At 45.2% G+C, this 18,444-nt stretch carries 17 protein-coding genes; 2 read left to right on the top strand and 15 right to left on the bottom strand.

All coding sequences use genetic code 11. The features are described 5' to 3' along the window. Positions 1–142: 142 nt before the first annotated feature. Positions 143–571, bottom strand: coding sequence for a hypothetical protein (locus NT178_09080; GenBank protein MCX5812681.1), 429 nt, complete (start codon positions 569–571; stop codon positions 143–145). A gap of 314 nt (positions 572–885) precedes the next feature. On the opposite strand from NT178_09080, the gene NT178_09085 reads away from it, so the two are divergent. Continuing rightward, positions 886–4,155 (top strand): PAS domain S-box protein, encoded by a 3,270-nt coding sequence (locus tag NT178_09085; protein MCX5812682.1) that lies wholly within the window; start codon positions 886–888, stop codon positions 4,153–4,155. Between the two features lie 25 nt (positions 4,156–4,180). Here the strand turns inward: NT178_09085 and NT178_09090 are convergent, their stop codons facing one another. The 8 genes from NT178_09090 to NT178_09125 form a co-directional block, all read right to left on the bottom strand. Beyond that, entirely contained in the window at positions 4,181–4,780 is a 600-nt protein-coding gene (locus tag NT178_09090; GenBank protein MCX5812683.1) for a hypothetical protein, read from the bottom strand. A 131-nt stretch (positions 4,781–4,911) separates the two neighbouring features. Continuing rightward, positions 4,912–5,340: an ACT domain-containing protein gene (locus NT178_09095; GenBank protein MCX5812684.1), complete on the bottom strand. Its 429-nt coding sequence runs from the start codon at positions 5,338–5,340 to the stop codon at positions 4,912–4,914. A 63-nt stretch (positions 5,341–5,403) separates the two neighbouring features. After that, the gene (locus NT178_09100; GenBank protein MCX5812685.1) at positions 5,404–5,943 is read right to left on the bottom strand and encodes a 2-oxoacid:acceptor oxidoreductase family protein; all 540 of its coding nucleotides are present in this window, start codon (positions 5,941–5,943) and stop codon (positions 5,404–5,406) included. Then, complete coding sequence (locus tag NT178_09105) at positions 5,937–6,677, bottom strand: thiamine pyrophosphate-dependent enzyme (GenBank protein ID MCX5812686.1); 741 nt, start codon at positions 6,675–6,677, stop codon at positions 5,937–5,939. The genes NT178_09100 and NT178_09105 overlap by 7 nt, the downstream gene beginning before the upstream one ends. Continuing rightward, a complete protein-coding gene (locus NT178_09110; protein MCX5812687.1) occupies positions 6,677–7,735 on the bottom strand; it encodes a 3-methyl-2-oxobutanoate dehydrogenase subunit VorB in 1,059 nt (352 codons plus the stop codon). The genes NT178_09105 and NT178_09110 overlap by 1 nt, the downstream gene beginning before the upstream one ends. Positions 7,736–7,743: 8 nt before the next feature. Further along, positions 7,744–7,953, bottom strand: coding sequence for a 4Fe-4S binding protein (locus NT178_09115; GenBank protein MCX5812688.1), 210 nt, complete (start codon positions 7,951–7,953; stop codon positions 7,744–7,746). Between the two features lie 45 nt (positions 7,954–7,998). Then, a complete protein-coding gene (locus NT178_09120; GenBank protein ID MCX5812689.1) occupies positions 7,999–8,163 on the bottom strand; it encodes a hypothetical protein in 165 nt (54 codons plus the stop codon). Positions 8,164–8,715: 552 nt separating this feature from the next. After that, positions 8,716–9,495 (bottom strand): enoyl-CoA hydratase/isomerase family protein, encoded by a 780-nt coding sequence (locus tag NT178_09125; protein ID MCX5812690.1) that lies wholly within the window; start codon positions 9,493–9,495, stop codon positions 8,716–8,718. 476 nt (positions 9,496–9,971) lie between these two features. Here NT178_09125 and NT178_09130 point away from each other — a divergent pair, with 476 nt between their 5' ends. Further along, complete coding sequence (locus NT178_09130; protein MCX5812691.1) at positions 9,972–10,772, top strand: IclR family transcriptional regulator; 801 nt, start codon at positions 9,972–9,974, stop codon at positions 10,770–10,772. A gap of 62 nt (positions 10,773–10,834) precedes the next feature. On the opposite strand, the gene NT178_09135 is transcribed toward NT178_09130, so the two are convergent. From NT178_09135 to NT178_09160, 6 genes are all read right to left on the bottom strand, one after another. Further along, a complete protein-coding gene (locus NT178_09135; protein ID MCX5812692.1) occupies positions 10,835–12,445 on the bottom strand; it encodes an acyl CoA:acetate/3-ketoacid CoA transferase in 1,611 nt (536 codons plus the stop codon). 368 nt (positions 12,446–12,813) lie between these two features. Continuing rightward, positions 12,814–13,974: a cysteine desulfurase NifS gene (gene nifS, locus NT178_09140; protein ID MCX5812693.1), complete on the bottom strand. Its 1,161-nt coding sequence runs from the start codon at positions 13,972–13,974 to the stop codon at positions 12,814–12,816. Positions 13,975–13,982: 8 nt separating this feature from the next. Then, the gene (locus NT178_09145) at positions 13,983–14,390 is read right to left on the bottom strand and encodes a 4Fe-4S binding protein (GenBank protein ID MCX5812694.1); all 408 of its coding nucleotides are present in this window, start codon (positions 14,388–14,390) and stop codon (positions 13,983–13,985) included. Positions 14,391–14,486: 96 nt separating this feature from the next. Next, on the bottom strand, positions 14,487–15,209 hold the full coding sequence (locus NT178_09150; GenBank protein MCX5812695.1) for a UPF0280 family protein: 723 nt from the start codon (positions 15,207–15,209) through the stop codon (positions 14,487–14,489). A gap of 80 nt (positions 15,210–15,289) precedes the next feature. Then, the gene (gene cysE, locus NT178_09155; GenBank protein ID MCX5812696.1) at positions 15,290–15,940 is read right to left on the bottom strand and encodes a serine O-acetyltransferase; all 651 of its coding nucleotides are present in this window, start codon (positions 15,938–15,940) and stop codon (positions 15,290–15,292) included. 50 nt (positions 15,941–15,990) lie between these two features. Further along, positions 15,991–18,258 (bottom strand): PAS domain S-box protein, encoded by a 2,268-nt coding sequence (locus NT178_09160; GenBank protein ID MCX5812697.1) that lies wholly within the window; start codon positions 18,256–18,258, stop codon positions 15,991–15,993. Between the last annotated feature and the right edge of the window lie 186 nt (positions 18,259–18,444).

The raw sequence follows: 18,444 nt of genomic DNA on the forward strand, positions 1-18,444 counted from the left end.
GTGATGCTCTCTGCGAAGCCATTATGGAAGCAGGGGAACTGCTTACAAAACATTTTCCTGCCATTGCCGGAGATGTTGATGAATTACCCGATGATGTCATGTTTGATTCGGGAAGAGAAACAGAATAAACAATTGGTTTTAACTAAGGCAGTGGCTTCCAGTTAATGCGCGAAAGCATAAATCGGTTATATATAACCCCCACAAACACTTTACCCTCGAACCAGCATTCAATGTGCGTGTGCCACGGGTTGTAGGGTATCAGAAGGGACGTCCTGCCGTTCTCTTTTTTCAGAAATTTTGCGGTGGTCTCCCAGAGACTCTTTTCTGTATACCATTTAGGAAAATCAGACGTTAGGTAGGCTATATCGGCTTCTTCCAGGTTTTTAATCTGTTTTATCACGAGAACGGCATCATAACTGCCTTTTACCTGTGGGCTTGTCCATGTGCCCCACCATTTACCTGTTTTCCCGAAAAATGATTTAATTTTTTCCGGGGTGTTTACAGGAGGGTATTCGATATGCATGTCATCGGGGATAGTTATGCAGGACGGGACCTGAGCTGGATCGAACATACGTGGCGTATTATATCAGGGCGCCAAGCCAAAACTCAAGAGATTAAGAATCCGGGGTTTACTGAGTTTTCTCGTTCGATACGGCCGGAACATTGTTTTGCTCCATGCTCCCTGCGCGGTTTTTGCCCTGGACACACCGTTACTTACTGGTAATCCCCGGAATTATTAATTCTTAAATGTTGTATATTTCTAATTGCAATTAACAGCCCTTGAGATATAATCAAATATAAGGATAAGAGGAAAGAACAATATGATATCTAATCATGCCGGTGCAAGTATTAAGGAGACGTTGATTTATTAGAAAAGGATTGACGATGAACATAAGACACATACTTCTTGTTTTTACTTTCTTTATTGTTATGTGCGGTTTGCTCTTCACATCTTTTTATGAAAAAGCCAAGCAGGAATCAATCAAAAACCTGAATACCGAGCAGTTGCTTTATGCCAGACAGGCAACCCGGGGAATCGAAGATTTTTTTACAAGCTGGACAACAACCCTGACCGTACTCTCTGAAACGAGCCATATCAAAAATATGGATAAGACGGGCAAGGATAATATTGAAACCCTCTACAAGGCAAATAGTGAACTCATTAGAGCTATTACGAGGGTAGATGCAAGCGGCAGGATTATTTACACGTTCCCTTATGACCGAAATGCCATCGGCAGGGACATCTCTTCCCAGAAGCATGTTCGCGAGATCCGGCATACCCATAAACCTGTCATCAGTGATGTATTCTCTACAGTGCAAGGGTATAGTGCTATTGCTGTTCAGGTGCCTGTCTTTAAGGATAAGACCTATCAGGGCACAATCGGCATAAATGTGAATTTTCAATCAATGGCAAAACGATACCTCGAAGTCATAAGGATCGGTAAGACAGGATATGCCTGGGTAATAAGCAGGGATGGAACAGAACTCTTCTGTCCCATACCCGGTCACGTAGGAAATTCGGTCTTCGAGAACTGCAAGGATTTTCCCTCCATCCTGGCTATGGCTCAGGATATGCTCAAAAGACATGAGGGCGCCACCGTATATACCTTTGATAAGATTCGAGGAGAGACGGTGGATATTGTAAAGAAACATGCCGTATACATGCCCATAACCATTGGTAATACTTTTTGGTCTATTGTTGTCGCCTCATCAGAAGATGAGGTTCTGTCTTCCCTGGATGGTTTCCGGAACAGGCTCATTATCATTATCGGATTTCTATTGCTGGGTGGTGTTCTGTTTTCTCACTATGGGTTAAAGGCCTGGTTCATCATACGGGAAGAGGAAAAGCGCCGTCGTGCGGAGGAGGCGCTCCGGGAGAGCGAAGCCAAGTTTCGCAAGGAACAGAGATTCAGCCAGTTACTTCTCGACACCTCACCTGCATTAATCGTGGCTATTGGCTTTGACGGGAAGACCCTGATGATGAACCAGGCGCTATTGGATGCCCTCGAATATACTAAAGAGGAAGTTACAGGAGTCGACTACCTGAACACTTTTGTGCCAGAAGAAGACCGCGAAATGCTCGCCCTGGTCTTTCAGCAGATTATTAATGAAGGCAAAGCAACAGTCAATGAAAACCGGATCAAAAGCAAATCCGGCAGGACATATCTTGTTGAATGGTATGGCCGGACCGTGGTTCGCAAAGAAGGTGATTTTGATTTTTTCGTGGGAGTAGGCATTGACATCACCGGACGCAAACGGGCAGAGTTAGAACTCCATATTAAAGACCGTGCCATTGCTTCATCGTTCAATGCAGTTGTGATATCGGACCTCAATGGTAACATAACATATGTGAATGATGCTTTTTTGCGTATGTGGGGATACACAAATCAAGAAGCACTTAATATTAATGTTGCTGATCTCGACTCTGATAAAGACGAAATAATTCACATAATTGATGCTATCAAAGGAAAAGGCTTTAGTCTTGGCGAATCTGTTGCAATACGAAATGATGGGTCTCTTTTTAACATCCAATATTCTGCCAGCCTTGTTACCGGTTCTTCGGGTGAACCGATTGCGATGTTATCTACTTTTGTTGATATCACCGAACAAAAACAGGCCGAGAATGTGCTACGATGGAAAACGGCCTTACTCGAAGCGCAGGTGAACACATCTATCGATGGTATACTTGTGGTAGATGAGAATCAGAGAAGGATCGTTATTAACCGTCGAATCGCCGATTTGTGGAGTGTCCCACAGTATATTCTGGATGATGAGGATGACGCAGTTCTGCTTAAATATGTTGTAGGCCTGGTCAGGCATCCTGAGCAATTCATTGAGAAGGTCAAGCACCTTTACGAGCACCCATACGAGACCAGCCGTGACGAGATTGAATTTAAAAGCGGTATGGTTTTGGACCGATACTCGGCTCCTGTTCTGGGCGAGGACGGATACCACTATGGGAGGATATGGACGTTCCACGACATTACCGGGCGCAAGCAAGCCGAGGAGGAGCGGCAAAAGCTACGGGAGCGCTTGCAAAATGCAGATAAAATGGAGGCCATTGGCACCCTTGCCGGCGGAATCGCCCACGACTTCAACAATCTGCTCATGGGGATTCAGGGCTATGCTTCTCTAACATTGCTGGACCTCGATCCCTCCCATCCCCATTATGAGAGACTCAAACGGATTGAGGAACAGGTGCAAAGCGGAGCAGATTTAACGAAGCAGTTGCTGGGGTTTGCCCGTGGGGGAAAATATGAGGTGAAACCCGCCGATATGAACGACATTCTTGAAAATACCTCTTCCATGTTCGGGAGAACCAAAAAGGAAATCTCCATCCATCGGAAATACGGGAAAAATCTCCGGACCGTGGAGGTTGACCGGGGACAAATGGAGCAGGTATTTATGAATCTGTATGTGAATGCCTGGCAGGCCATGCCCGGTGGCGGGGAAATATATCTGGAGACTGAGAATGTTCTCCTGGATGATGAACAGGCAATTTACTATTCTGTCAAGCCTGGACAATATATCAAGATATCCATGACCGATACCGGTACAGGGATGGACGAGAAGACGAAGGAGCGGATTTTTGATCCCTTTTTCACGACAAAAGAAATGGGAAGAGGGACAGGCCTGGGACTGGCAACGGTCTATGGGATTATCAAGGGTCACGGGGGCATAATAAACGTCTACAGTAAACCAGGGCACGGGGCTACATTCAATATCTATCTGCCCGTTTCGGAGAAGGAAGTAGTTAAGGAAAGGACAGCAACCGGGACAATCAAAAGAGGCACGGAAACGATCCTTATGGTGGATGATGAAAATATGGTTCTGGAAGTTAGCCGGGCGCTTCTGGAGTCCTTGGGGTACCGGGTCTATACGGCCGTGAGCGGTAAGGAGGCGATTGCTGTTTACATGGAAAAGAGAAACGAAATTAACATGGTCCTTCTGGACATGATTATGCCGGGAATATCCGGAGGAGAAACCTTCGACCGTCTCAAGGAGATCAACCCTGATATAAAGGTTGTTCTTTCCAGTGGTTACAGCATCAACGATCAGGCCCAGGAAATTCTGGACCGCGGCTGCAACGGATTCCTCCAAAAACCCTTTCGTATTGAAATACTGTCCGACAAGATCAGGGAGATGCTGGACTGAAATGGAGTGATTTGTTTTAAGATGATTATCTGCTGAAAGGAAGCGGTTGATTAACACGCTTGTTTTCGGACTCTTCGACGTTGTAGACCGTAACAATGTTAATCATATCTGTAATATTTGAACCATATCGCCGGGCAATGGACAGAGCAGCAGCCTTCTCTCTTTCACTTTTCACATAACCATTCAAAAGAATTCCATTATTTATCAATTCCGATGCCCACACGCTCAGACCGTATGAGTTGAATTCACGGTTGAGCTTATCAAAATCAACTATCTGTGGCGGTTTTTTTGCTATTGTATTTGGAGCAATAGTCGTTACAGGCAATTTTGGTTTTCCGGGAAGCTCCTTCTTCTCTCTGACAATCTCTCTTTTATGCTCTTTTGTAATCTCTTTTTCATTGTCCTTTGTTTTTGTCTCTTCTTTAACCTCATACGCATCTTGCTTCAGTGTTTCAACGGGTTTTGTCGGCAGCAGTTCAGCGAGTTTTGGCGCTGGCAGCTCAACCTTCTTTTGCGGAGGTTTTGGAGGTCCAGGAACTTTTTTATTGAAGAAAAATACAAAAAATACAACGAAAATAACGACAATTACAAGAGGGCCTGCAAGTAATTTCCAATTTCTCATCATAATAATATTATCGCAATTTTCAGCGTATACATTAACCCACATTTTCCATTAGGATAAGTATCGGTCTCGGGCTGTCCCCGGCAAGTGTGACGATGAGTTAACGAAGTTATATGATTGAAGGCGAATTGATATTATATGTTGTATACTTCTTTTCCGACGGTGTGAACCCAATTCTGTTTTAATACTTTCTGTGCTTCCTCTGTATTATCTACCCCGAGTATCACGATTGCGCTGTTGCTTAGCCTTCCAAGATGGGGGTACAGGTAGTGGACATTTATACCTGCATTTTTTAACGGTTTAAGTACCGCATTCAATCCTCCTGCATGATCAGGGGTCTCAACAGCGAGGACATCCGTTTCCTTCGGGGAATACCCGTTAGCTTTTAAAATGTTCTTTGCTTTTGTCGGGTCATCAACAACAAAACGGACCGTGCTGATATCCGAAGTATCGGCAACGGATATGGCGCGGATATTCACACCTTCCCGACCAAGAATCTCGCTTACGGCTGACAATGCGCCAGGTGTATTTTCAAGGCTGATTGATATCTGTTTGATGACCATTTTTCTACTCCTTTATATAGCCTGTCAGAAGCTAAGGCTTCCCCTGCCTCTTAAGCCGGGCAGTTACTCATTCACATAGTTAAAACCAAGATCGAGAGCTTCCTTGTTCATCTTTATCAGTTTTGACTTTCCCTCCCCAAGTATTTCGGAGAGATATTTTATCACAAACTCAAAGGAAATAATATCACTTGCCCTTATAAATGCACCCAGCATAATCATATTGGCAACCTTTATTGTTCCGAGCTTTTCTGCAAGCTCACTTGTCGGTATGTTTAAAACCTCAATATCTCTTCTGGCAGCCGATGTATCCACAATCGAAGAATTCGCGCAGAGAAGGCCGCCTGACTGAAGGATGCTCTGAAAACGCGCGAATGAAGGCTGGTTCATGGCAACAACAAAATCCGGTTCCGATGCAACCGGCGAGGCAATTTCTTCATCAGACACCACAACCGTACAATTCGCAGTCCCGCCTCGTACCTCTACGCCGTAGGAGGGCAGGTATGTAACATATTTGCCTTCAAACATCGCCGCGTTCGCAAGGGTAAAACCCATAGAGAGTACGCCCTGGCCACCGAATCCCGAAAAAATCGTTCTTATCAGCATGGCACCTCTTTAATAACACCCAAGGGGAATTGCTTGCTCATTACTTCATCAATCCACTTACAAGATTCAACAGGACTCATCTTCCAGTTTGTCGGACATGGGGAAAGTATTTCAACAAGCGAAAAGCCTGTACCCTTTAACTGATGCTGAAATGCCTTCGCAATGGCCTTTTTCGCTTTAATGATTGCCGAAGGCTTATTTACTGCTACACGTTCAAGATAAGACGTGCCTTCAAGAAGCGCAAAAACCTCACAGATCTTTACCGGATGTCCTGCCAGACGTGAATCCCTCCCCAAAGGAGTTGTTGTTGTTACCTGTTTATGCAGGGTTGTCGGCGCCATCTGTCCTCCGGTCATACCGTAAACGCCATTATTCACGAAAATCACCGTAATCAGCTCGCCCCTGTTCGCAGCATGAAAACCTTCAGCGGTTCCGATAGCAGCAAGATCGCCATCTCCCTGATATGAGAAAACGAGATTCTCAGGCCTTGTCCTTTTTATGCCGGTTGCAACGGCAGCGCCCCTGCCGTGAGCAGATTCAAGTGTATCTATATCAAAATAATTATAGAGGAGCATGCCGCATCCGGCAGGCGCAACACATATGATTGTGTCCCTGAGTTCCATCTCATCCACTATCTCGGCAATAAGACGATTTATTATGCCGTGACCACATCCGGGACAGTAGTGAAAATGGGCTTCTTTGAGAGATTTCGGGCGGGTGTAGACCGGTTTCACTATTTTTTCCTCCGGTGTGCTGCCTGATAACAGTGGCGTGATACGATGCGGGATAACTCAACAGGTGTGGGAATAACGCCGCCGGGCCTGCCGTAAAAGTGAATATGTCCTTTGCCGTTTAAAGCAAGCTTTACATCTTCTATCAATTGACCGGTGCTCATTTCAAAAACGAAAAAATCATTGACCTGTTGCGCTGCTTCCTGAATAACCTTCATTGGGAAGGGCCAGACCGTTATAGGGCGGATCATGCCGACCTTCAGGTTCTCCTGGCGGAGTCTCTTAATCGCTCCTTTTGCAATCCGCGCCGCAATACCATAAGCAATAATTATCATCTCTGCATCATCAATGAGAAATGTTTCATACCGGACCTCGTTTTGCTCCATGCGCTGATATTTGCGGAAGAGCTTCCAGTTATGCTCTTCTTCTTCCTTTGTATCAAAAAGGAGTGAGCGGATCATCCTCGAAGGTCTTCCTTTCGCGCCTGTCAGGATATAATCCTTCGGATAATCCTTCTTCGGTTTGATATTGTCAAAATTTACCGGTTCCATCATCTGACCGAGCATGCCGTCGCCTAGTATAATCACAGGGTTCCTGTATTCATCGGCAAGATCAAAAGCAACGGGAACTAAATCGGCAAGTTCCTGCACTGAAGCCGGTGCGAGAACAATTGTCTTATAATCTCCGTGACCGCCGCCGCGGGTAGCCTGTAAATAGTCTGATTGAGCCGGAGATATATTGCCCATGCCCGGGCCCCCTCTCACCATATTAACAATTACTGCCGGAAGTTCGTCTGCGGCAAGATAGGAGATGCCTTCCTGCTTTAGACTGATGCCGGGGCTGCTTGATGATGTCATTGCGCGCGCGCCTGCCACGCTTGCCCCCAGGACCATGTTGATTGCAGCAATCTCACTCTCGGATTGGATAAAAACCCCGCCTGTTTCAGGAACTCTCTTTGCCATATGTTCTGTAAGTTCGTTCTGGGGGGTTATGGGATAACCGAAGTAACAGTTGCATCCCGCGAGTACCGCTGCCTCTCCGAGTGCGGCATTGCCGCTCATCAGCTTTCTCAACTTTTATACACCTCAATAGCCGTTTCCGGACACATGACCGCACAGGTAGCACAGCCCGTGCACTCCTTTATTGCCTCAAAAGAGGCAACAAAATATCCTTTAGCATTAAGTGTATTCGAGAGGATTATGGCCTGCTTGGGACAAAACTCCATACAGAGCAAGCATCCCTTGCAGCGTTCCTGATCAATATTTATATAAGCCTTCATTTATAAGCAACTACCTTAAACATTTAAAGTTTTGTCGGACTCTTATCAGTTAAACGTTTTAGAATAGCCCACGAAGGCAGCGCTTGTCAACTTTTTTAGAATTTCCTCATGGTTTTCTCTTTGCCGGTCAGCGGCATGTTCGGGAATTCTGATCTGCGGCGGTCTGCTTCGCCTTGCGATCCTACGACGTACATACAGAATTGTTTTCAAAATTCAGGCTAACGAGATTCTCATTCTCGGGATCATTCATCGAAAAGATGTCTACGGAATTGTTGAGAAACATAGAAAATAATATATCAGTTCCATATGCATGAACAATTCCAAAGTTGCAGACAAAAATTGCCTTGCATTTTTATGAAGTTTGGAGGAAAAGGTTTCTATTTGACGAAGGCAAACAATATGGAAAGAAAAAGGGGCAACACGATAGGAAGTATTTCTTTTTGGCGGGGGAAGGATATTTATTTTTTAAAGAACGTCTCCTTGGTTTTTCTAACAGTGCGAAAAATCAATAAGAAAATTAACTAAATCAATTGCATGTTATTGATTTTCGAGTGAAAATGCGGGTAACCACCGACACCGTAAGGATGGCACCGACTGTTTGTAAGTAAATGGCCTATAGCGAATTCATCAACATGCCGATATTCAAATTTATATTACGTTGCTATAATTATCATAAAGGGAGCCTTTGCACAAAGGCCGCCTGGCAAGACATGATGAGGGGCATATACGACAATCCTGAGAAGGGCTCCTTATACGACACTTTTACTTCTTGCCCCGCTTCTTGAACGGGTTCTGGATCGGTTTCGAGCCGAGACAGAGTACCTGGTTCCTGTTTTCCAGGTAAAGCGCCGCCTCCAGACTGGCCGAGATATTCTGATTGATCGCCTCTTTGGTCATCTGTAAACCTAGGACCGATTTGGTGACCATCCTGTCCGCCAACTCCCGGGCTTTCTCCATGACCTGCCCCTCGGGCACAATATAATTCACCAGGCCGTAACGGTAGGCGGTGTCGGCATCCATCGTCTCACCGGTTAGAAGGTATTCGGCGGCGATTCCGAGAGGTACCTGACGAGGAAAGTGGAAACTGCTGCCCATATCAGCGGCTGTCAATCCGATATTTATATAGGCGGCAAGGAATTTGGCCGTCGGGTCGGCAACCCTGATGTCACATGCCAGCGCGAAGCTGAATCCTCCGCCTGCAGCCCATCCATGTATGGCACCGACAATCGGTTGCGGGGCGCGCCGCATCATAAGGATTACCTCCGAGATCTGGTTCTGGAAGGTGTAGAGTTCCTCTACATTCTGTTTGTAGAATGGGCGGTACTCGTCATCCATCTCGTAGATATCCGAACCGGAGCAGAAGGCCTTTCCTTTACCGGTCATAATCACAACACGGCACTCGTCCTGATTATTTTGACGTTCGCGCCAAAAATGGAGCAGCTCCTGCCGCATTTTTTTCGTGTGGGCGTTCAGTTTTCCGGGAACGTCTAGCGTCAGTGTGCCGATTGTTCCGTCCAGGTCAAAATGAAGCGTATCGTACATTAGTGAGCCTCCTTCAATTAAGACATATTTCGTTCGTTAATCCTGCATCTGGGTCGGTAGTTAGCCGCAGATTCACCCATGTAAAAGCAATCTTTTTATTGGATTATCACTTGTAGCCGTGCATTTCAAGAAAAATCTTGCTATACAATACCGCCCTTATAGCCTAAACTATTGAGTGGAAAGTGTCTCGTATATATTGGCACAGAGGGCAGAGCTTTACCGACAAGAAACAGTATATTTAAGAATAAGAAAAAAATAAGCTCTGCCATCTCCGAGGAGTTCAATAACAAGATCAAAGGATTAAAACAAATGACTATGGGTATAAAGACATCGACTACTTCCGGTTGAAGATTCATCAGTATTGTAGGCTCTTAAACCCAGGATTGGGTACTATAAATGCAACTTAAATATGAAAGAACCGAAATTTTACAATACCTTCTTGTGTTAAGGTATTGAACGTAGTTTAATGAAGAGCAATGGAAGAGCAATACAGTATAAAAGTTTTAGAGAAGGTGGTAAAAATACTTGACCTTTACACTTATAAGGAGGATGCATTCACACTCTCTGACATAGGCAAGAGGACAGGGATACCCAAGACTACAGTTTTTAAAATACTCAAGACCTTTGAGAGTGCCGGTTTCTTTAAGTATGATCCGGCACAGGAAAAATACAGTCTTGGTTTCCGTTTTCTCGAACTCGGGGGTATCGTCTATTCGTCTATTTCTGTCCGTAAGGCAGCAGCGCCATATATGGACAGTCTTTCCAACAACCTCAAAGCCACAATCCTCCTTGGTGTAATAAAGGATGACGAACTCCTTTACATCGACAAGAGGGAGATGGACAGCATTATCCGCGTTGCTTCTCACATAGGCCTCAAGAGACCGCCCTACCTCGGCATGCTTGGAATGATTCTTCTTGCTTATATGGATAACAAGGAGAAAGAACGCCTTCTGAAGTTATATCCGCCGACCAAGATTCCGGGCGAGACAGTTACCGGCATCCGTCGGATCATGAAGAAACTTGATGAGGCAAAAAGGAAAGGTTACTACATGGAACAGGATGAGGTTGTGGAGGGATTGTTTGGTATCGGGGTGCCGATCATGGATTTCTCCGGTAACGTCGTGGCAGCTCTCGGTGCTGCCCAGCCCGTGTTCCAGGTAAAAGAATATACCGTGGGAAACACCATTCAGCGACTGTTGGAGGCGTCTCGATCAATATCGAGAGAGCTTGGGTATATGCCCGACCTCTCAAAAGAACCAATACGTTATGAAGAATAGGACTTGCCGTCGGAGAATGCGGGATGTCCCGCCTCCCCCGACGGCAAGTCCAAGTTCTTGATCTAATGCTTTTTATGTTTTTTAGGAAAACCCTTGAAAATGTCCGGATTGTTCTTCAACATTTTTTCCGGCTTAAAGATAGCAGCATCCATAGTCTTCAAGTCATCAGCGACTACAGGGGCAAAATCCATTTGTGCAAGAACATCTTTCTGCAAATCTATGCCCGGAGCGATTTCCTTCAGAACCACCTTGCCATTCTCTAATTTGAAGACAGCCCGTTCGGTAACATAAACCACATTCTGATTTGTTTCAGTGGCGTATTTACCGCTGAAGGTGATCTGATCTACATTTTTCAAGAATTTTCTGCCCGCACCATCTTTGATGATGTTAAGTTTCCCGTCTTTCATCTCGATCTGTGGTTTGCCATTCATAAAGGGGGCGCAAAAGACCACGTTTTTCGCATTCTGTGAGATGTCAATGAAACCTCCGGTGCCGGTAATATCCGTGCCGAGCTTGCTCACATTGACGTTTCCATGTTCGTCCATTTGACCCATCCCGAGACATCCAAAATCCAAACCGCCGCCGTGATAGAAATCAAACTGGGAAGGCATGCTCATTATGCACTCAGGATTCCATGCTGCACCGAATTGTACGCCTTTGGTCGGTATTCCGCCGACAATGCCCATCTCGATACTGAAGATAAAATCATCGATAATTCCTTCTTCGCTTGCCACATTTCCGATACCATCTGCTATGCCGATTCCCAGATTTACAACCGCGCCTGCTTTTAGTTCCAGAGCAGCTCTCCGGGCAACTAATTTCCGAAGGCCGAAGTCAAGGGGGGCAATGGCGCTCACAGGAACTTTAATATGACCGCAGAGGCCCGGATCATACTCCGCATTATATGTCTGCCACTGATTGGGATCCTGAACCACTGCAGTAACCATATGCGCCGGTACTCGAACCATACGGGGATTCAGGGTGCCTCTTTTGGCGATGCGTTTTACCTGGGCAATGACGATTCCGCCGCTGTTGTATGTCGCCTGTGCTGCCGGCAACATGTGCAGGTCGAGCGCTTCCAGCTCAACGGAGATGTTCCCGTCTTCATCAGCCGTAGTACCACGGACAATACAAACATTGATTGGGAAAGCCTTGTAAAGGAGCATCTCGCGGCCGTGTATAATGATCAGTTCGACAAGATCTTCTGACTGGGCCCTCTTGTTCAACTTTCCACCTTCAACTCGAGGATCCACACAGGTCCTCAGTCCTACAGGTGTGATGAGTCCAACCCGGTGTGCAGCAATCTCGCGCATCAGGAGCGACAGAACACCCTGTGGCAGGTTGTATGCTTCGATTTCCTCATCCAGTGCCAGTCTTCCCATTACTCTGGACCAGCGCCAATGGCCGCCGACAATCCTTTTGACCAGACCTTTGTGGGCGAAGTAGCCCATGCCGGATTCGCGGCCCTCGCCATGTAAGAAATTCCGGCCGCCAACGCCTGTGATATGTACGAAAGTACAGTCTTTGGGCTCACCTGTTTCCAGGAACCTCTTTTCAAGAGCCGCATAAACCATATCGGCATCCTGAAAACCACCACCGGACGCCACAACGTTGATGGTGTCACCGTTCTTGATTAGACCTACTGCTTGTTCAGCTGACATGAGCTTGTCCATGGTTAAATCCTCCAAAAGTTATTGTAATAAATAAACAAAAGTTATTGCGATAAACAGAAAGTTATTGTGATAAACCGGATAACAACTTGCTCATTAGCGCGGAATATTTTACTACCAAATTCCGAATTTGTCTATAGGAAAAGGCAGATCATTAGCCCATTCGGGTAACACAAACCGTTAAGGAAAGGTGAATTCCACTTCAAAGTGGACCACTTAGAGCCTGACGAAACACCTCATGAGGCGTCTGGTAGTAGGCACTTCCTTGGTCTATTATTCAGCTTTTTAACTACCATTGCATCCTCTTTATTCAGATGAAAGTATGCCCGCGGCAAGGCGCGGGTTCATCTTCCCGGCGTAAGCCGGAGCACTCATCTTTTATAAAACGGCGATATCTCTCTCAGTCTGGCCACAACCCCCGGCATAATGGAAAGGACATAATCGACATCTTCCTCGGTGTTTTCCCTTCCAAGGCTCATCCTGATTGCGCTCTGACATATTTCGGGAGGTATGTTCATAGAAAGAAGCACATGGGACGGTTCTGTCGAGCCCGAGGAACAGGCAGAGCCCGAGGAAACTGCAACACCGTTGAAATCAAGTGCAATAAGCAGCGATTCAGCCTCCACATACTCAATGCTTATATTAAGTGTATTGGGTAGCCTGTGTTCAGGGTGTCCATTCAGCCTCACATGATCGATACTATCCGTGATGCCTTCAAACAGCTTCTTTCTCAACACCTCAACCTTTCCGTTCTCTGTTGCCATCTCCTCCTGCATCAACTCGCAGGCCTTACCGAGGGCAGCAATACCGATCATGTTTTCTGTGCCCGCCCTTCTACCGGCTTCCTGATGGCCGCCATGAATAAGATTGTCTATATCCAGCCCTTCCTTTATATATAACGCGCCAACACCCTTCGGCGCATATACCTTGTGGCCTGAAAAGCTTGCCAGATCTACATTCAATGCATGCATGTCAATCTCTATCTTCCCTATGGCCTGAACCATATCGGAGTGAAAAATGATCCCTCTGTCATGTGCTATCTCACCGATCTCTTTGATGGGCAACAATGTTCCTGTTTCATTATTTGCATACATGACAGAAATAAGGATAGTGTCATCCCGTATTGCCTTTTTTACATCTCCCGGCTCAAGCCTTCCATGAATGTCAACAGGAAGGTACGTAACTTCATATCCCCTTGTTTCAAGATATTTACATGCATTCAAAACACCGGGGTGTTCAACCTTTGTCGTAATGATATGCCGCCCCTGATCTTTTTTTACATAGGCCGTACCTTTGATAGCATGATTATCGCTTTCCGTTCCACAGCTTGTAAAAACAATCTCGCCGGGCTGGGCATTAATAAACCCTGCAACCTGCTCTTGCGCCCTGTCATAATATCCCCTGACTTCTCTGCCTGCCCAGTGAAGGCTCGAAGGGTTGCCGAATAACCCCTTCCAGAAAGGTTCCACAAATTCAGCTACTTCAGGATGTATAGGCGTCGTTGCATTATTGTCTAAATATATCCTCTTCATACCTTCCTCTAATCAAAATATACATTCATTGCTCTTACCGGACAGGCCCTTACACATAATTCACAGGCAACACATTTTTCGTAATCAAATTCAACCTTCATGTCTTCTCTGTTTATAGACAATGCATTCGGGGTGCATACGCTCGTGCATACACCACAGTGCACACACTTTGTCTCATCCCTTTTTATATCCTGTTCTATCGGCTCCATATCAAGATTCATGCTCGTCAGGTATTCCATGCCTTGATTAAAATTTTCATCTGTGCCTTCGATCTCCAGCACCATCATCGAATCAGCCCTGGGTGAGAGGTTTGCCCTGAGGATATTAAAAATTAAATCGTAATCCTTCGCCAGTCTGTATATGACGGGCTTATCGATGGCTTCCCTTTTAAACCTAATTATGAACCGCTTTTTCATAATAAACCTCACATATTAAATTAATTACCCTCGGGTCTCATAACCCGAAGCAGGCTTCGGGGTGATTCATGCTGAATTTAGAAATCAGAAATTTCTCTATACCTTTATTATCTCAATATCACCCCAGACACCAAGGTGATCACCGATGATAATCAATATACCGCTTATACCCGGATATGTCTTGCCTTTTTCTATGGCAACCTGTACATCATCCCTTTTTTTTACAATATTTCCAACATAAGTTGCAAGTCCATCTGCAAAAAGGGAAGAATCTCCTACAATACATGCCGTATCAGCATTACCAAAGCTTAATGAGTGCCCTATTGTTCCCGAAGAGGTGCAGACTCCATAGGGCGCATCCCTTCCTTTCAGCTTGACTCCTATCTTCTCACTGTAAGGCGAATCTTTTGCATAAATGAGCACAACTCTCTCATGGTCTGTTTTAAGGCAAATATCCCCGCCGTTTTCAACAATATATTCGTCTGTCAATGCGGCGATATCCCTCCCCACATATTCTGCGATTGCTCCGGCAACACAAGCCATAGGCCCAACTCCTATGAGCTTCGATGCCTCGATCATCTCCCGCACAATCCCCGGGGCAAAGATATCGGTTTTAACAGGTGTCAGACTTTCCTTAAACTCAGGCCTGTATTTGATATATGTTTCAAGTTGATGCCGGTAAAAAATCACCCGTTCTTCTATGCAGGCCCTTAAATCAGTTTTTGTGCAGCAAAAGAGGTCCGTTTCCTTAAGTTTTACCTCGTAACTAAGCATGTCACGTGGCTTCGATATATTTCTGTAGAATCTTTCCTCGTACATTATGACGCTCGTTTTTCACGTTCATGCGATAGATGGCTGTCCCGCCTTTGGCAAAAACGGATGGAAACTAACTATACCTCTTATCCTCCGTCCTTAGCCTTTTCCTCTCCGCTCAGCTTCTCTTCAAGCCGTTTTACCCTCTCAATAAGTGAACCGATGGCCCGTGCTTGAGGGTCGGGCATGAATGCGCTGTCCATCTGGATACGCATTTCCCCCTCAACCCTGAATACTACCTTGCCGGGGATACCCACCACAATCGAGTTGGGCGGTATTTCATTTACAACAACCGAATTGGCGCCTATCTTTGAATTATCCCCTATACTAATAGGTCCCAGGACCTTTGCACCGGCGCCGATAACCACATTATTTCCTATGGTGGGGTGTCTCTTTATCTTCTTCCATGTTGTCCCTCCAAGCGTAACACCGTGGTACAGTGTAACATTATCTCCTATTTCCGACGTCTCTCCGATAACCACCCCCATGCCATGGTCAATAAAAAACTTTCTGCCGATCTTTGCACCGGGATGTATCTCAATGCCTGTTAAGAATCTTCCTACATGGGAGATCAATCTTCCTGGCAAATACAGCTTATGGACCCAAAACCAGTTACTGATTCTGTAAAACAGGATTGCATGAAAACCGGGATAGCATAAGACTATTTCAAGGATATTCCTCGCAGCAGGGTCACGCTCGAAAACCGATTGTATAGATTCACGTATCTTATCAAACATAAAAGGAAACATACAACCCCTGACTACATCTGTCAATTGTTGTAAATGTTTTAGTGATTTATCGGGCCAATCCCCGTTCGTTGCAGATGCTTTTCTTTTTTTTCTTTATACATAAGAGCATCTGCCGTTGATATAAGCTCATCGATGGATTGCGGGTTTTCCGGGTTATAACATGCCACGCCGATGCTCAAAGATAGTTTGTATGGTTTACCTGCCTGTATGTTATAGTCATCAATATGCCTTTGAAGACGTTTTACAAGTAAAACTGTGCCCGCCATACTCGTACCGACTGCAAATACGGCAAATTCGTCTCCGCCGATGCGCCCCACTACATCCGCTTCCCGGAAGGTTTCCTTGAGTATGGATGCAGTCATGACAAGCGCGTCATCGCCTTCTTTGTGGCCCAGGGTATCATTTATCCATTTCATGCCGTCAAGATCAATAAAAAAGCAGAGCATCTCCATTTTTGTACGATTCGCAATCTTTATTTGCTGCTCGGAAATGGTAAAAAAACCGCGGCGGTTATAAAGATTCGTCAGTTCATCCTTCATTGACATGGTCTGCAATTGTGTTTCCAGTTGTTTTTTTTCCGTTACATCAAGAAGTGTCCCAAGCTCTGCAGGCCTGCCGTTGTATATTGCGCGGGATCCATATACCTCAATCCTCCGGACTGCCCCGTCTTTCCGTATTATGCTCACTTCAAGAAGCATACCGTCTGTTTCACCGTTTTTCCTCATACGGATGCTCTCTTCAGCTTTTTCACGGTCCTCGAGGACCAGAAAATCCATAGGCCCCCGCTTGCCGATCATTTCAACAGGCTCATAACCAAGAATATGGGCAAAGGCCGGATTCACATATCGGAAAATATTATCCTGAACCAGATACACGCCGACAAGGGATTTCTCGGTGAGAACGCGATATCGTTCTTCCGATTCCTTTAGAAGCAATTCTGTTTTATTACGGTCTGTTACATCAATAAAATTTCCGAGAACTGCCTGTTTTCCTTTGTATTGTATGGACGTAACCGTTACAAGAATCCACCTGGTTTCTTCTGCTTTTGCGGAAACCCTGATTTCAAAAGCGGATAGCTGTTCACCCCGTAACATTTTCAAGGCATTATCTTTTACCGCTTTTTTGTCTTCATCTATCACAAGCGCAAGAGCATCCGCGCCCACTATCTCATCCTCACTGTACCCTGTAATTTGCTGAAAACAGGGGTTGACAAATTGAAACTTGTCGTCCTGCACAATATAAACACCGGCAGATGAACTGTTTGCCAGGGTTCTGAACAATTCTTCCGCCATTTTCCGCTCGGTCACATCACGGATAATCGCCTGGATAAAAGCCTCACCACCAAACATAATCAGGTTGAGGCTCACTTCTGCATCAAATGTAGTCCCATCATAACGACAGTGCTTCCATTCGAAATGCTGTGGCTCACCATTCAGGGCATCCTTTATCTTTTCAATGGCTTTTTCTCTTGAATTTTCCCCGGCTGGCTGAAAGAGCGGCGAAAATCGGTATGGAGGCTGTCCGACGATCTGCTCATATGTACATCCGAATGTCTCCAGCGTTTTTGTGTTGCAATCAACAAAAGCATCCCCTTTCATAAGCAATATGGGGTCATTGGCATGTTCAAAAAGTGTCTTGTACTTTGATTCGCTCTCACCTATCGCCTCCATCATCTGCTTTCTCGACAGGGCATAGGCAAAGATTTCCCCTACAATTTTAAGGAGTGAAATTGTATCTTCGGGCCATCTCTTTTTTGAGCAGACACTGTCAAATCCGAGGAAACCCACGATTGAGTAGCCTGACACAATCGGCACAGCAACAATGGACTGGATATCCTCCCGCATAAACTCCTTCTTCTCTGCTATGGCTTCAAGCGGAAGTTCCTTAACGTCAGGGATATGAATCACTTCAAAACCTTTTATCTTCTCACAAAACCAGGGGAGGTTGTTTACCGATACACGCTGAAGATCCTGTATTTTATGAGCAATCCCCTCTGCACACCACTCGTGGGTATTGCTCATTTCAAGTCCGTCTTTATCAAATTGAAAAACATAGCTCCTGTCAACCTTGGCAAAACTGCCTATTGCCTTCAACACATCGTTTATACCATCGTCTATATCGTCCGGAGAAAGGATGATAAAATTTGTCGAAAGGGTAAGGATCAATCTCAGCAGTTCTTCCGAGCCTTGGAGTGCCTTGTCTACAAGCTTGTGCTCGGCAATTTTTTTCTCAAGTACAGCAATGCGTGCCTGCATCTCTTCCAGCTCTTGCACCGACACTTCTTTTGCCTTGTCTTTATTGTTCAATCTTATGCCTTTTTAAAAAGGATATTATACACAAATATTATCGTGTTATTATAATGTGTTACAGAAGACTCATAATATTAACCCTTTTACTTTAAACAATATTTTGATAGTATACACCATTAAAAAGCTGTATTAAAAGTAATATTGTAATGTTGAAAATAAATTATTTGTATTCAAGGGGATTGT

This window comes from Pseudomonadota bacterium, from assembly GCA_026388255.1.
Classification (GTDB): domain Bacteria; phylum Desulfobacterota; class Syntrophorhabdia; order Syntrophorhabdales; family Syntrophorhabdaceae; genus JAPLKB01.